12 protein-coding genes and 1 riboswitch are annotated in these 14,222 nt (G+C 70.3%); of the genes, 1 reads left to right on the forward strand and 11 read right to left on the reverse strand.

The genetic code is table 11. The features are described from left to right. Window positions 1-134: 134 nt before the first annotated feature. On the reverse strand, window positions 135-3,020 hold the full coding sequence (gene gcvP, locus ACH4K4_RS35810; protein ID WP_398173565.1) for an aminomethyl-transferring glycine dehydrogenase: 2,886 nt from the start codon (window positions 3,018-3,020) through the stop codon (window positions 135-137). A gap of 188 nt (window positions 3,021-3,208) precedes the next feature. Further along, window positions 3,209-3,306, reverse strand: a riboswitch (glycine riboswitch). A 114-nt stretch (window positions 3,307-3,420) separates the two neighbouring features. Here gcvP and ACH4K4_RS35815 point away from each other — a divergent pair. After that, window positions 3,421-3,810, forward strand: coding sequence for a PRC-barrel domain-containing protein (locus tag ACH4K4_RS35815; RefSeq protein WP_398173567.1), 390 nt, complete (start codon window positions 3,421-3,423; stop codon window positions 3,808-3,810). Here the strand turns inward: ACH4K4_RS35815 and ACH4K4_RS35820 are convergent. The 10 genes from ACH4K4_RS35820 to ACH4K4_RS35865 all read right to left on the reverse strand — a co-directional run bounded on the left by ACH4K4_RS35820 (window position 3,714) and on the right by ACH4K4_RS35865 (window position 13,964). Next, window positions 3,714-5,192: a DNA polymerase IV gene (locus ACH4K4_RS35820; RefSeq protein ID WP_398173569.1), complete on the reverse strand. Its 1,479-nt coding sequence runs from the start codon at window positions 5,190-5,192 to the stop codon at window positions 3,714-3,716. The genes ACH4K4_RS35815 and ACH4K4_RS35820 overlap by 97 nt on opposite strands. 208 nt (window positions 5,193-5,400) lie before the next feature. Beyond that, window positions 5,401-6,003, reverse strand: a complete 603-nt coding sequence (locus tag ACH4K4_RS35825; RefSeq protein ID WP_398173571.1) for a MerR family transcriptional regulator — start codon at window positions 6,001-6,003, stop codon at window positions 5,401-5,403. Between the two features lie 187 nt (window positions 6,004-6,190). After that, entirely contained in the window at window positions 6,191-6,664 is a 474-nt protein-coding gene (locus ACH4K4_RS35830; RefSeq protein WP_003984965.1) for a bifunctional nuclease family protein, read from the reverse strand. A gap of 53 nt (window positions 6,665-6,717) precedes the next feature. Continuing rightward, window positions 6,718-7,467 (reverse strand): MerR family transcriptional regulator, encoded by a 750-nt coding sequence (locus tag ACH4K4_RS35835; protein WP_398173573.1) that lies wholly within the window; start codon window positions 7,465-7,467, stop codon window positions 6,718-6,720. Between the two features lie 17 nt (window positions 7,468-7,484). Beyond that, window positions 7,485-8,333: an FHA domain-containing protein gene (locus tag ACH4K4_RS35840; protein ID WP_360139265.1), complete on the reverse strand. Its 849-nt coding sequence runs from the start codon at window positions 8,331-8,333 to the stop codon at window positions 7,485-7,487. Window positions 8,334-8,439: 106 nt separating this feature from the next. Further along, window positions 8,440-9,384 carry a DUF881 domain-containing protein gene (locus ACH4K4_RS35845; RefSeq protein WP_398173575.1) on the reverse strand — a complete coding sequence of 315 codons (945 nt, stop codon included), beginning with the start codon at window positions 9,382-9,384 and terminating at the stop codon, window positions 8,440-8,442. Further along, a complete protein-coding gene (locus tag ACH4K4_RS35850) occupies window positions 9,384-9,716 on the reverse strand; it encodes a small basic family protein (protein ID WP_003984969.1) in 333 nt (110 codons plus the stop codon). Before ACH4K4_RS35850 ends, ACH4K4_RS35845 begins: the two co-directional genes overlap by 1 nt. Then, window positions 9,713-10,627 (reverse strand): DUF881 domain-containing protein, encoded by a 915-nt coding sequence (locus tag ACH4K4_RS35855; RefSeq protein WP_398173577.1) that lies wholly within the window; start codon window positions 10,625-10,627, stop codon window positions 9,713-9,715. The genes ACH4K4_RS35850 and ACH4K4_RS35855 overlap by 4 nt, the downstream gene beginning before the upstream one ends. Before the next feature lie 118 nt (window positions 10,628-10,745). Continuing rightward, window positions 10,746-13,241, reverse strand: a complete 2,496-nt coding sequence (locus tag ACH4K4_RS35860; protein WP_398173579.1) for a sugar phosphate nucleotidyltransferase — start codon at window positions 13,239-13,241, stop codon at window positions 10,746-10,748. 114 nt (window positions 13,242-13,355) lie between these two features. Further along, entirely contained in the window at window positions 13,356-13,964 is a 609-nt protein-coding gene (locus ACH4K4_RS35865) for a CDP-alcohol phosphatidyltransferase family protein (protein WP_398173581.1), read from the reverse strand. Between the last annotated feature and the right edge of the window lie 258 nt (window positions 13,965-14,222).

Here is a 14,222-nt window from a genome sequence, read left to right on the forward strand (position 1 = left end):
AAAACCGCACAGCGGGACAGAAAGCACCGGACAACACCAAAACACTGCACGACAGAGAACAGGGCCCCCGGCGGCTTCGCCGAGGGCCCTTCGCGTGCGCGCCACCGCGGGTGGCGCGCACCGACGGCGGATGATCAGCCGTCGTACTCCTCCAGCGGCGGGCAGGAGCAGACGAGGTTGCGGTCACCGAACGCGCCGTCGATCCGGCGCACCGGCGGCCAGTACTTCTCCGCCGCCCCGGCACCGGCCGGGAAGACCGCCTCCTCGCGGGTGTACGGGTGCGACCACTCGCCGCCCAGCGCCGCCGCCGTGTGCGGGGCGTTGCGCAGCGGGTTGTCGTCCTTGGCCCACTCCCCCGAGCCGACCTTGTCGATCTCCGCGCGAATCGCGATCATCGCGTCGCAGAAACGGTCGAGTTCGTCCAGGTTCTCACTCTCGGTCGGCTCGATCATCAACGTGCCGGCCACCGGGAACGACATCGTCGGTGCGTGGAAGCCGTAGTCGATCAGCCGCTTGGCGACGTCGTCGATGCTGACGCCGGTCGCCTTCGTCAGCGGCCGTACGTCGATGATGCACTCGTGCGCGACCAGCCCGCCGGGGCCTGTGTAGAGCACGGGGTAGTGCGGCTCCAGGCGCTTGGCGATGTAGTTGGCGCCGAGCACCGCGACCTGGGTGGCGCGCTTGAGGCCCTCGCCACCCATCAGCCGGACGTACGCCCAGGAAATGGGAAGTATGCCCGCGGAACCCCACGGCGCCGCGGAGATGGGGCCCACCCCCGTCTCCGGGCCCGCGGTGGGCTGCAGCGGGTGGTTGGGCAGGTACGGCGCCAGGTGGGCGCGTACGCCGACCGGGCCGACGCCGGGACCGCCGCCGCCGTGCGGAATGCAGAAGGTCTTGTGCAGGTTCAGGTGCGAGACGTCGCCGCCGAACTTGCCGGGCTCGGCGAGCCCGACCAGCGCGTTGAGGTTGGCGCCGTCCACGTACACCTGGCCGCCCGCGTCGTGCACCGCCGCGCAGATCTGCGTGATGTGCTCCTCGAACACGCCGTGCGTGGACGGGTAGGTGACCATCAGCACCGCGAGCTGGTCACGGTGCTGCTCGATCTTGGCGTGCAGGTCGTCGGTGTCCACCTCGCCGTCCTCGCCGGTCTTGACGACGACGACCTTCATGCCGGCCATCACGGCGCTGGCGGCGTTGGTGCCGTGCGCCGAGGACGGGATCAGGCAGACGGTGCGCTGCTCGTCGCCGTTGGCCCGGTGGTACGCCCGTACCGCCAGCAGGCCGGCCAGTTCGCCCTGCGAGCCGGCGTTCGGCTGGATGGAGACCTTGTCGTAGCCGGTGATCTCGGCCAGCCGCTCCTCCAGCTCCGCGATGAGCGTGAGGTAGCCCTGGGCCTGCTCGACCGGCGCGAAGGGGTGCAGCTGCCCGAACTCGGGCCAGGTGACCGGCTCCATCTCGGTCGTCGCGTTCAGCTTCATCGTGCACGAGCCGAGCGGGATCATGCCGCGGTCCAGCGCGTAGTCCTTGTCCGACAGACGGCGCAGGTAGCGCAGCATCGCGGTCTCGGAACGGTGCTGGTGGAAGACGGGGTGCGTCAGGTACGCGTCGCCGCGCAGCAGCCCGTCCGGCAGCGCCTCGGCCGCCGTCGCGTCGAGCGACTCGATGTCGCCCTGGACGCCGAACGCCCGCCACACCGCGTGCACCTGCGCGCGCCCGGTGGTCTCGTCGCAGGCGATGCCCACCAGGTCGGCGTCGACCAGCCGCAGGTTGACCCCGGCCTCGCGGGCCGCGGCGACGGTTTCGGCGGCCCGGCCCGGCACCCGCACGGTCAGCGTGTCGAAGTACGCGCCGTGCACGACCTCGGCCCCGCCGGCGCGCAGCCCCTCGGCCAGTACGGCGGCGTAGCGGTGCGTACGCCGCGCGATGGCCGCGAGTCCGTCGGGACCGTGGTACACGGCGTACATGCCCGCCATCACCGCGAGCAGCACCTGCGCGGTGCAGATGTTGCTGGTGGCCTTCTCCCGGCGGATGTGCTGCTCGCGCGTCTGGAGGGCGAGCCGGTACGCCTTGTTGCCGTCGGCGTCCACCGAGACACCCACCAGGCGGCCGGGCAGGCTGCGGGCGAACTTCTCCCGTACGGCCATGAACCCGGCGTGCGGGCCGCCGAAGCCCAGCGGGACGCCGAAGCGCTGCGTGGTGCCGACCGCGATGTCCGCGCCCAGCTCGCCCGGCGAGGTCAGCAGCGTCAGCGCCAGCAGGTCGGCGGCGACGGTGACGATCGCGCCGAGTCCGTGCGCCTGCTCGATGACGGCGCGGGGGTCCCGTACGGCACCGGAGGCGCCGGGGTACTGGAGGAGCACGCCGAAGACGCCGCGCTCGGCCACCTCCGCCGGGATGCCCTCGGACAGGTCGGCCACCACGACCTCGACGCCGGTCGGCTCGGCGCGGGTCTCGATCACGGCGATGGTCTGCGGCAGGCAGTCGGCGTCGACCAGGAAGACGCCCTGCTTGACCTTGCCCACCCGCCGCGCGAGGGCCATCGCCTCGGCGGCGGCCGTGCCCTCGTCCAGTAGGGAGGCGCCGGAGGTCGGCAGTCCGGTCAGGTCGGCGACCATGGTCTGGAAGTTGAGCAGCGCTTCGAGCCGCCCCTGGGAGATCTCCGGCTGGTACGGGGTGTACGCGGTGTACCAGGCCGGGTTCTCCATCACGTTCCGCAGGATCACCGGCGGGGTGAACGTACCGTGGTACCCGAGCCCGATCATCGGGGCGAGCACCTGGTTGCGGTCCGCGAGTGCCCGCAGCTCGTCCAGGACCTCGGCTTCCGTACGGCCCTGGGGCAGGTTCAGCGCCTCCGCGCTCTTGATCACATCAGGTACCGCGGCCGCGGTGAGCTCGTCCAGCGATCCGAATCCGACCTGCGCGAGCATCTTGGCCTGGGCCTCCGGCCCCGGGCCGATGTGCCGCTGCTCGAACGGGGTACCTCGTTCGAGTTCGGTCAAGGAGATGCGATTGGTGGTCATCTGCGGGGGCCTCCTGGTCGTTTCGACCTACGCGGGGCACCACGGCGCTGGTGCCCGGACGGCCTCCCCCTCTGTCATCTCAACCTGAGAGCTTCACCGGTCCCGCACGCGGCACCGGCTTTCACCGTCGGTGAGGAGGGGTCCCGGCGCTGTGCCCGACCGTGGCCCGCCCTGCTTTCCAGAGTGACCTCGTCCATGCGGTACGTGAGCCTGAGAGATTCCGGGGAGGAGTTGCTCCTTCGGCGCCCCCGCCATGATCGGCAAGGGACTCTCCCGCATGGGGTCAGCAGCCGTTCGCCAGCCTACCAGCGCGGCTTACGGACGTTCCTTCGAGTGGCCAGGGCATGAATTGTGCCCTTTGGTAGTTGTCACAAGGCAGTTGCGACCACTTGGAGGGACCGTGCAGACCGATATCGATCCCCGCAGCTTGATCGGCCGCAAGGCGTTCGACAGAAACGGAACCAAGATCGGCACCGTCGACGAGGTGTATCTGGACGACGCGACCGGCGAACCGGAATGGGCGGCCGTACGCACCGGGATCTTCAGCCGGGACGCGTTCGTGCCCCTGGAGCCCAGCGACCTGGTCGGCGAAGCGCTGCACGTCCCCTACGACCGCAAGCTGATCAGAGATGCGCCGGACTTCGGTGTCGGCCGCCATCTTTCGCCCGAGCAGGAACTACAGCTCTACCACCACTACCGGCTGGACATCCCGGCCCCCGACCCGGTACCCGGCTCGGACGCCGCGCCGGCCGACACGGAATTCGGCCGCGTCGCCGGCACCGAGGACTGAGGGGCGGGGGCCCGGGGTTCGTCCGGCGGCCCGCCCACCAGCGGCAGCGGCTCCCCCGGCCGCAGCGCCGGATCGCCGACGGGAAAGGTGCGCACCCGCCCCGGCGCGGACCACGGCTGCTCGAACCGGACGGTCACCCGCCCCACGCCGCTGCCTTGCACCCAACCGGCCCCGTACTCGTCATGCCACACGTCAAGCCCGGGCAGCCAGCTGCGCGGCCGCTCGGGCTCGGGCTCGCCGGCGGCCTCCCGCACGGCCTCGTCGACCGCCCGGCGCTCCCTCTCGGCCTCCTCCCGGGCAGCCTTCTCCGTCGCCAACTGGGCGAACAGGTCCTCCTGCGTGAAGTCCGCCAGACCGGTCACCCCCACCCCCAGCAGCCGTACGCCTCCCGTGGTGTCCACCAGGTCCAGCAGCCGGGCCGCGGCCTCCCGCACCACCCCCGGGTCGTCCGTGGGACCGCGCAACGTCTCCGACCTGGTCAGCGTCGAGAAGTCGTAGTTACGCACCTTGATCACGACCGTCCGCCCCGACCGCCCGGCCGCCCGCAGCCGCTGCACGCACCGGTCCGCCAGCCGCGTCAGCTCGGCCCGCACCCGCGTCCGGTCCGTCAGGTCCACGTCGAAGGTGTCCTCGACCGATATGGACTTCGCGTCCCGCTCCGCGACCACGGGCCGCTCGTCGCGCCCGAGCGCCATCGCGTACAGCCCGGCGCCGTGCGCCCTGCCCAGCAGCCGGACGAGCTCCGCCTCGCCCGCCTCGGCCGTCTCGGCGACCGTGTGGATGCCCGCCCGGCGCAGCGTCTCCGCGGTGGCCGGGCCCACGCCGGGCAGTGTGCGCACCGTCATCGGCCCGAGCATCTCGCGCTCGCTGCCCGGCTCGATGACCACGAGGCCGTCCGGCTTGGCCTGCTCGGAGGCGATCTTGGCGAGCATCTTGGCCCCGGCCAGGCCCACCGAACCGGTCAGGCCCGTCCGCTGTCTGATCTCCTGCCGCAGCCGCTCGCCCACCGCACGCGCGGACCGGGTGTCCGCCGCGACGCCGCCCGCCTCCAGGTCCACGAACGCCTCGTCCAGGCTGAGCGGCTCCACCAGCGGCGACAGTTCGTGGAGCAGTTCCATGACCTGGTCGCTCACCTGGCGGTACAGGCTGAAGCGCGGGGTCAGGTAGGCCGCGTTCGGGCAGAGCCGGCGGGCCTGGGCCGTGGGCATGGCCGAGCGCACCCCGAAGACCCGGGCCTCGTACGACGCCGTGGAGACCACGCCGCGCGGACCGATGCCGCCGACCACCACGGGCTTTCCGCGCAGGCTCGGCTTGGCCGCCTGCTCGGCGGCCGCGTAGAACGCATCCATGTCCAGATGCAGGATCGTCGGCGCACGTCTCACACGACCGATGCTCCCCCACACCACTGACAATCGCGCCGACCGGCCCCGGCGGACGGCACGGAAAACGCTCCGCGACGCCCTGGAGGGGTTGGAGGAGGCTGGTGGGGCCCGAGGGGCGTAGTGGGTGCTCTCTGGGGCCACAGGGGCGCGACAGACCGCCGTGACGGGCGTACGCGGCCGCCCGGCACCCGGGCCCGGTACGCCCGGCTCAGCCCGCCCGGTTGCGCCGCCGCGCCAGTTCGTCGTGGGGGTTGTGCCGGACCAGCGTCTCGCCGGTGTCCACGCGCTCGCCGTGGAGCTGCGACAGCGCGCCCTCCACGTCGCGCCACACCACGCCGACCGCGATGCCGAAGACGCCCTGCCCGCCTTGGAGCAGGTCGACGACCTCGTCGGGCGAGGTGCATTCGTAGACCGTCGCGCCGTCGCTCATCAACGTCATCCTCGCCAGGTCGGACAGCCCGCGCGAGCGCAGGTGCCGGACCGCGGTGCGGATGTTCTGGAGGGAGACCCCGGTGTCCAGCAGGCGCTTGACGATCTTCAGGACGACGACGTCCCGGAAGTTGTAGAGCCGCTGGGTGCCCGACCCGTAGGCGGGCCGCACGCTGGGCTCGACGAGCCCCGTACGGGCCCAGTAGTCGAGCTGGCGGTAGGTGATGCCCGCGGCCGCGCACGCCGTCGGACCGCGGTAGCCGATGGTTTCCGCCCCGCGGTCCCCCGGCACCGCGGCAGTCTGTGCCGGGGTGCGCTCAGCAGCCCCGGAGTGGAGCGGCAACGCCCCTTCCGCCGCCGTACCGTCGCCGGTGATTGCCACGCCGACCTCCGTCCTCCACGTCCCGGACGGGACCTGCCCTATCGACGGTATGCAGTCACTCGGGGTGCGTCAACGATCGCCGCGCTCGCCACGCCGAGTGATAATCACCCTGCGAGTGGTTTCTCGTGCCCCCGGACGGGGAAAGGCTACTCGAATGCACGGGAGGCGGCCCTCCGCGCAACCCGGCTCACTGGCTGTTGGTGCCGAAGTCCTCGGGCGAGATCTGGTCGAGGAACTCGCGGAACTTCTCCACCTCGTCCTCCTGCTCGTCCGGGATGGCGATCCCCGCGTCGTCGAGGACCCCGTCGGTCCCGTAGATCGGCGTACCGGTGCGCAGCGCCAGCGCTATGGCGTCGGACGGGCGGGCGCTGACCTCGACACCACTGGCGAATACCAGTTCCGCATAGAAGACCCCCTCGCGCAGGTCCGTGATGCGGACCTGGGTCAGTTCCTGGCCCACCGCTTCCAGCACGTCCTTGAAGAGGTCGTGCGTCAGCGGCCTGGCAGGGGCCATCCCCTGCTGGGCGAAGGCGATGGCGGTGGCCTCCCCCGGCCCGATCCAAATGGGCAGGTAACGGTCGCCTCCTACCTCCCGTAGGAGCACGATCGGTTGGTTGGAAGGCATTTCCACCCGGACACCCACGACATCGAGCTCGTTCACACAGCAACCCTAGGACGTGCCCGGCCGGTTTGGGTAGTCGGGCCACCCATTGCTCACGTCAGCCGGACACGCAGGGCGGACTGGACCAGTGCGGCGTGCAGCCGCACGGACAGTGTGGCCAGCTCCCTGGCGGTGGTCTCGGCATGCTGCCTGGTCTGCGGGTTGCGGTGCCGGCGCAACGGTGCCACGACCTGCTCGACCAGGTTGGCCTCCCGCTCGGCCGCCGCCTTCACCGCGCGCAAATGGCGGGGTTCGAGTCCGAAACGCCCCAGTTCCGCGACAAGTTTGGCGACCGTGACGGCCTCGATGTCGTACCCACCGTCGGCGTCCGGAACGATGAGCCCGTACGCCTCCCAGTCGGCGAGCTCCGCCTCCTCGACCTCCGCGGCGGCCAGCAGCTCCGCGCGGCCGATGCGGGCCGCCGTGGGCAGGTCGCCGGCCGGCTCGCCCAGGCTGCCGAGCAGCTCGCCCGCGGGCGCGGCAGGGGCCGGCAGCTGCACCTGTTCGCCGCGCGCCAAGGCGTCGAGGTGCTCGCGGATCACTTTCAGCGGAAGATAGTGGTCCCGCTGCATGCGCAGGACCGCCGCCAGCCGGGCGACGTCCTCCGTACTGAACTTGCGGTACCCGGACGGCGTGCGCCGGGGCTCGACGAGCCCCTCGGCCTCCAAGAAGCGGATCTTGGAGATGGTCACCTCGGGGAACTCGTCGCGCAGCGTGTTGAGCACCGTGCCGATGCTCATCAGCTTGCCGTCCGAGGCGGCGGTGCCGGCAGACCCGGCACCGCCCGGCCCAGTGCGGTGCATATGCCTTCCCTGGCCGGTCAGAACCCGACGCCCCGCTGGCTCGCGTAGAAGACCAGCCGGAACTTGCCGATCTGGACCTCGTCGCCGTTGGCGAGCGGCACCGAGTCGATCCGCTCACGGTTGACGTACGTGCCGTTCAGGCTGCCGACGTCGGCGACCGTGAAGCCGCCGTCCTGGCCGCGGCGGAACTCCACGTGGCGGCGCGAGACCGTCACGTCGTCCAGGAAGATGTCGCTCTGCGGGTGCCGGCCCGCCGTCGTCAGGTCGCCGTCCAGCAGGAAACGGCTGCCCGAGTTCGGCCCCCGGCGCACGACCAGCAGGGCCGAGCCCATGGGCAGCGCCTCGACGGCCGCCTGGGCCTCGGGGGACAGCGACGGGATCGGCGTCTGCCCCGTCGTCTCCGCGTCGTACGCCTCAAGTCCCGAGATCGAGATGGTCGAGGTCGTCTCGGAGGCACGCTCGGCCTGCGCCCCGGGGCGCAGCGGAGCTCCGCAGTTGGAGCAGAACCGGCTCGCCTCGGCGTTCCGGTGCCCGCACCTCGTACACACCGGCAAGGCAACCCCTCCACCCGTGCTAGCGGCCGACGGTCCCTGGGAACCTATGCGGCCGGGCACGGAGGGGTCAACAGACCCGGCACCGGCGCCGCCGACCTGGTCGCGGAAGAGCGGGCGCTCCTGAGCGGCGCCGCCCTCATCGGGCCGGCCCTGGGCACGGTGCTTAGCCGAGCCGCTGCCACCCTCCTGGCGTGCGCTCTTGCCGAACAGCTTTGCAAACAACTTCACGGGCGATTCCCCTTGAACGAAACAGACCCGCCCGTGGGGCAGGACGAACCCTCGATGCACACACCGGCCGATCCGGACATCCAGTGAACGTCCGTGGCCTCCACACAGTTTCCACCACGCACCACCCGAACGGTGCGCCGACCCCCCGCTGCCTCATGCCCTGGCCGGGCCCTCCCCATACGTGGCCCGCTCACCGCGATGACGACCGAGCGTAGTCAGGCCGCTTCGCCTCTCGCAAGGCGTCCACAATGATCTTCTCGTCACGGCTCACAGACACAGTGGCCTGCTCCTTTTCCAAAGTCTGCACCACTCCGCCAGGGATGTTCAGCGCCGGTTCCAGGTCCTGGGGCTTGCCGATCACCTTGAAGCGGTACGGCTGGGCGACCCGCTTCCCGTCGACCTCCACGCCGCCGCGGACATCCGTGACGTAGGAGTCGGCCACGACCCGCACGTCGTTGATCTGGATGGCCTCGGCACCGGCCGCCCGCAACTCCTGAATGGTGTCCAGAAGTTTGTCCGCCTCGACGGAGTGCGTCGAGTCGGTGATGGTGAGGTTGATGCCCGGCCCCTGGGCCGCCACCGTCCCCGCCAGCACACCGAGCTGCTGCTCCTTCTCCACGGTCTGCTTACGGGCCTCCTCGGCCTGGTCCGAGCTGTTCTCCAGCTCGGTCTTCTGGCCTTCCAGCCTGCGCTGTTCATCCGTCAGGCGCTGCGAGCGGTTGTCCAATTCATCCAGGATGCGCACCAGATCCTCCTGTCGCGCACCCCTCAGTGCACTGCTGTCACTCGTGGAACGTACCTGAATCGCGAGGCCGAGACCGAGAATGAACAGCAGCAGGGCGACGATCAGTTGGGCCCGGGTCAGCCGCGGCGGCCACAGACCGGCCACCAGACGCTGCCGGCCGGTCATCGCCGGCTCCGGCGCGACGGGCTTCGCGGCCCCCTCCGTGCCCTCCTCCCGCGCCTGCTCCCCGGCGTCCTTCCCGTCCGCCTGCCGCTCGGCCGACCGGCTCTCCGGAGGCAGCGGCCGCCGGTCGGCCGGCCGGTCGGGCCCGTGCTCGCCCTCCGGCCGCGCCGGCCGGCCGGGCTCCGGCGTCCCGTCCCGCTCGGGGTTCTCGTCCGTAGCCATCGGCATCAGGCCCTGAAGACGTGCCGGCGGATGGCCGCGGCGTTCGAGAAGATGCGGATGCCCAGTACGACGACCACACCGGTGGACAGTTGAGCGCCGACGCCGAGCTTGTCGCCGAGGAAGACGATGAGCGCGGCGACCACCACGTTGGACAGGAACGAGACGACGAAGACCTTGTCGTCGAAGATGCCGTCCAGCATCGCGCGCAGACCGCCGAAGACGGCGTCCAGCGCCGCGACGACAGCGATCGGCAGGTAGGGCTCGACCACCGTCGGCACCACGGGTCGGACCACAAGTCCGACCACGACTCCCACGATGAGGCCCAGTACGGCGATCACGATGTGCCCTTCCCTGTGTCGGCGCCGCCCGCGGCACCGGCCTTCGGCTGTGCTGTACGTACGATCAAACTGGGCGCGGGCGGCAGCGTGACCTCGTTCTCGGCGGAAATCTTCGTACGAATCCCGTAGTTCTTGCGCAGGACGTCCAGGTACTGACCGTCCGCACTGTCCTGGAACGCGGTACTGAGCTTGTGCCCGTTCCCCACCGCCAGCACCGTGTACGGCGGCACCAGCGGCTTGTTGTCGACCAGTATGGCGTCTCCCGCGGCTCTGATCGCCGAGAGGGAGGTGAGCCGCTGCCCGTTGACGGAGACGGCTTCGGCGCCGGACGCCCACAGGCCGTTGACGACCCGCTGCAGATCACGGTCGCGCAGCCGCCCGGTGTCCGAGAACCCGCTGCTCTCGCGCGGGCCGCCGCCACCGGACTGCGCCGACTTGGCGTCGTCGACGACGAGCTTCACCCCGGGCCCGGCCACCTGCGTCGCACCGGCCAGCAGCGCCAGCAGCTCGGCCTTGTCGCCGCCGTGCTTCTTCAACGCCTCGCGCTGCATGGCACCCACGTCGTCGCGGAGCGCGTCGACCCGCTTCTGTACCGCGTCGGCGTCGGCCGTGCCGTGCTCGATGCGGTTGATGAGCTCTTCGCGCTCCTTGGCCAGGGTGGGCGCCGATATCCGCGCCTGGGCGGCGCCGACCGTCACCACCACCGCGGCGAGCACCAGGCCCGCCGCCAGCCCCAACTTCGCCCGCAGCGTACGGGGAAGGCCGCGCGTCCCGGCCTCGGCCTTGCGCGCCGACGCCTCCGCGTACCCGTCGTCCAGGGCGTGGTCCATGACGTTGGTCAGCAGCGACATCGAGGCATCGGGGCGCGAAGCCTGGTGCGGGGTGCTCCGATCGGGGCGCTGCTGCGACATGCCGCACATCGTCGCACGTCGGCGCCGCAGTCACCCAATGGCCCCACCGGCGTGCCGAATCGCGGCGCGCCGGTGGGACCATCGGGTTCGTCCGGGCGCGGGTACGCCCGGCGGGTGATCAGCGGCCCGCGCTGTCCACCACCGCGGACCACTCGTCCAGCAACTGCTGCGCCGAGGCGTCGTCCGGCCCCTCCGCCCACAGATGGGTGACGGCCTCCGCCGGGTCCGGCAGCACCAGCACCCAGCGGCCGTCGGCCTCCACCACCCGTACGCCGTCGGTCGTGTCCACCGACCGGTCGCCCGCGGCCTCCACCACATGGCGCATGACCAGGCCCTTGACCGCCCACGGCGTCGCCAGGTCGCGCTTGAGCACATGGGCACGCGGAATCCGCGCGTCGATCTGGCTGAGCGTGAGCTGCGTACGCGCCACCAACCCGATCAGGCGTACGAACGCGGCCGCGCCGTCGAAGACGCTGCTGAACTCCGGCACGATGAACCCGCCCCGGCCGTCACCGCCGAAGATGGTGTCGTCCGCGCGGCCCACCCGGGTCAGGTCGTCGGGCGAGGTGGTCGTCCACTCCACCTGCGTCCCGTGGTAAGCGGCCACCTGCTCCGCGATACGGGTCGTGGTCACCGGCAGCGCCACCCGCCCGCTGCGCCGCTCGGCGGCCACCAGGTCGAGCATGACCAGCAGCGCCCGGTCGTCCTCGATGATCCGGCCACGCTCGTCCACCAGCGACAGCCGCTCGCCGACCGGGTCGAAACGCACCCCGAAGGCCGCCCGCGCCGAGGCCACGATCTCCCCGAGGCGGACCAGACCGGAACGCCGGGCGTCGGCGGTCTCCGTCGGCCGGGACTCGTCGAGACCGGGGTTGATCGTCAGCGAGTCGACGCCGAGCCGCCCCAGGAGGCTGGGCAGCACCAGGCCGGCACTGCCGTTGGAGGCGTCGACGACCACCTTCAGGCCCGACTCGCCGACGCCCTCCGTGTCCAGGGCTCTGAGCAGCGACCCGGTGTACGAGTCGTAGACGCTTGAGGGGAAGTGCAGATCGCCTATCTCGCCGGGGAAGGCCCTGCGGTACTCCTGGCGCGCGTAGACCCGGTCCAGCTTGCGCTGGCCCGCGAGCGAGAGGTCGGCCCCCCGCTCGTCGAGGAACATGATGTCGACGGAGTCCGGCACGCCCGGTGTCGTACGGACCATGATGCCGCCGGCACTGCCCCGGGCCGTCTGCTGGCGGGCGACCGGCAGCGGCACGTTCTCCAGGTCCCGTACGTCGATGGCGCTGGCCTGGAGGGCGGAGATCATCGCGCGCTTCAGCGCCCGCGCGCCGCGGGAGTGGTCACGGGCCGTGGTGACGGTGGAGCCCTTCTTCAGGGTCGTGGCGTACGCGCCGGCGAGCCGTACCGCCACCTCGGGCGTGATCTCGACGTTCAGGATGCCGGACACGCCCCGCGCGCCGAACAGGTGCGCTTGGCCGCGCGACTCCCAGATCACCGAGGTGTTGACGAAGGCGCCGGCCTCGATGGTCTTGAACGGGTAGACCCGGACATTGCCCTGGACAATCGATTCCTCACCGACGAGACACTCGTCGCCGATGACGGCTCCGTCCTCGATCCGCGCCGCCCGCATGATGTCGGTGTTCTTGCCGATCACACAGCCGCGCAGGTTGCTCTGCTGCCCGATGTACACGTTGTCGTGCACCACGGCCTTGTGCAGGAAGGCGCCGCTCTTGACGACGACGTTCGACCCGACGATGGTGTGCTCGCGCAGCTCCGCGCCAGCCTCGATCTTGGCGTAGTCGCCGATGTACAGCGGCCCGCGCAGCACCGCGTCCGGATGCACCTCGGCGCCCTCGGCGACCCAGACGCCCGGAGAGATCTCGAAGCCGTCGATGTCCACGTCGACCTTGCCTTCGAGGACGTCGGCCTGGGCCTTCACATAGCTCTCGTGCGTACCGACGTCTTCCCAGTAGCCCTCGGCGACATAGCCGTAAACCGGCTTGCCCTCCTTCATCAGCTGCGGGAAGACATCACCCGACCAGTCCACCGGGACGTCGGGCTCCACGTAGTCGAAGACCTCGGGCTCCATGACGTAGATGCCCGTGTTCACCGTGTCGGAGAAGACCTGGCCCCAGGTCGGCTTCTCCAGGAAACGCTCGACCTTGCCTTCTTCGTCGACGATCGTGATACCGAATTCCAGAGGATTGGGGACCCTCGTGAGGCAGACGGTGACGAGCGCGCCCTTCTCCTTGTGGAAACGAATCAGGTCGGTGAGATCGAAGTCGGTGAGCGCGTCGCCGGAGATCACCAGGAAAGCGTCGTCGCGAAGCGCCTCCTCGGCGTTCTTCACACTGCCGGCCGTCCCCAGCGGCTTTTCCTCATTGGCGTAGGTGAGCTCCATATCGAGCTCTTCGCCGTCACCGAAGTAGTTCCGGACGAGTGACGCCAGGAATTGCACGGTCACTACGGTCTCACTGAGTCCATGCCGCTTCAGCAGCCGCAGTACGTGCTCCATGATCGGCCGGTTGGCCACCGGCAGCAGCGGCTTGGGCATACTCGACGTCATGGGACGAAGGCGGGTGCCTTCGCCACCGGCCATCACAACGGCCTTCATGTCGGAAGCGTCCTCCTCTAAAGAGACGACGGTCTTGCCGACTTCACCCGTCCGGAAGACTTACCGTTCTCCACTCTCGGCACCCGGTCTCGGCCGGGTACCGGTGCGGCGAGTTCAGTCGGCCTTGGCGTCCGCCTTGATGAGCCGGCGGACCTGGACCACATAGAGGATCCCTGCCCACCAGTAGAGGGCTGTACCCCATCCGGCGAACGCCCATCCGAAAATAGCAGCGAGCGTGTGGAGCCAACCCTCTCCGTCGCTGAGCAGCAGCAACGGGAACGCGTACATCAAGTTGAATGTAGCCGCCTTCCCCAGGAAGTTCACCTGGGGAGGGCCGTACTTGTGCCGGGCGAGGGCGGCGACCGCGATCAGCAGCATGAGTTCGCGTGCCAGCAGGGCCGCGGTGACCCACAGCGGAAGGATTCCGCGCCAGGTCAGGCCGACGAGGGTGGAGAGGATGTACAGCCGGTCGGCGGCGGGGTCGAGGATCCGGCCGAGGCTGCTGATCTGGTTCCAGCGGCGGGCCAGCTTGCCGTCGAGGTAGTCGCTGACGCCGCTCAGCGCCAGTACGAGCAGCGCCCAGTACTTGGTGTCCGGGCCGCCGAACTCCTTCCACAGGATCAGCCACAAGAACACCGGCACGCCGACGAGACGAGCCATGCTCAGAATGTTCGGGATGGTGAGGACACGATCCGTCTGGACGCGCGTCTCCTGGACCTCCACCCGGGGGCCTCCTGTGGGGAACGTACCGACGATGCCCCCTGACCTTACCTGGCCACTACAGTCCGCCACACCGCGGGGCCCCTGTCCGGATACCGCCGGACAACCACCCAAAAAACGGTCAGCGGGCGGACCGGTCGGCCGCTGCTTCCCCGGATTCTTCCTCAAACGCGGAAAGCCCCGCACCATACGGTGCGGGGCTTCCCACTCACAATTTGTTCGGCGGCGTCCTACTCTCCCACAGGGTCCCCCCTGCAGTAC

Source organism: Streptomyces sp. NPDC017529, assembly GCF_044329785.1.
Classification (GTDB): Bacteria; Actinomycetota; Actinomycetes; order Streptomycetales; family Streptomycetaceae; genus Streptomyces.

Excerpts from the sequence above, each read along its gene's own strand:
- gcvP (WP_398173565.1), bottom strand. The coding sequence starts at position 3,020 with ATGACCACCAATCGCATCTCCTTGACCGAACTCGAACGAGGTACCCCG.
- ACH4K4_RS35835 (WP_398173573.1), bottom strand. The coding sequence starts at position 7,467 with ATGCACCGCACTGGGCCGGGCGGTGCCGGGTCTGCCGGCACCGCCGCC.
- ACH4K4_RS35845 (WP_398173575.1), bottom strand. The coding sequence starts at position 9,384 with ATGCCGATGGCTACGGACGAGAACCCCGAGCGGGACGGGACGCCGGAG.
- ACH4K4_RS35855 (WP_398173577.1), bottom strand. The coding sequence starts at position 10,627 with ATGTCGCAGCAGCGCCCCGATCGGAGCACCCCGCACCAGGCTTCGCGC.
- ACH4K4_RS35860 (WP_398173579.1), bottom strand. The coding sequence starts at position 13,241 with ATGAAGGCCGTTGTGATGGCCGGTGGCGAAGGCACCCGCCTTCGTCCC.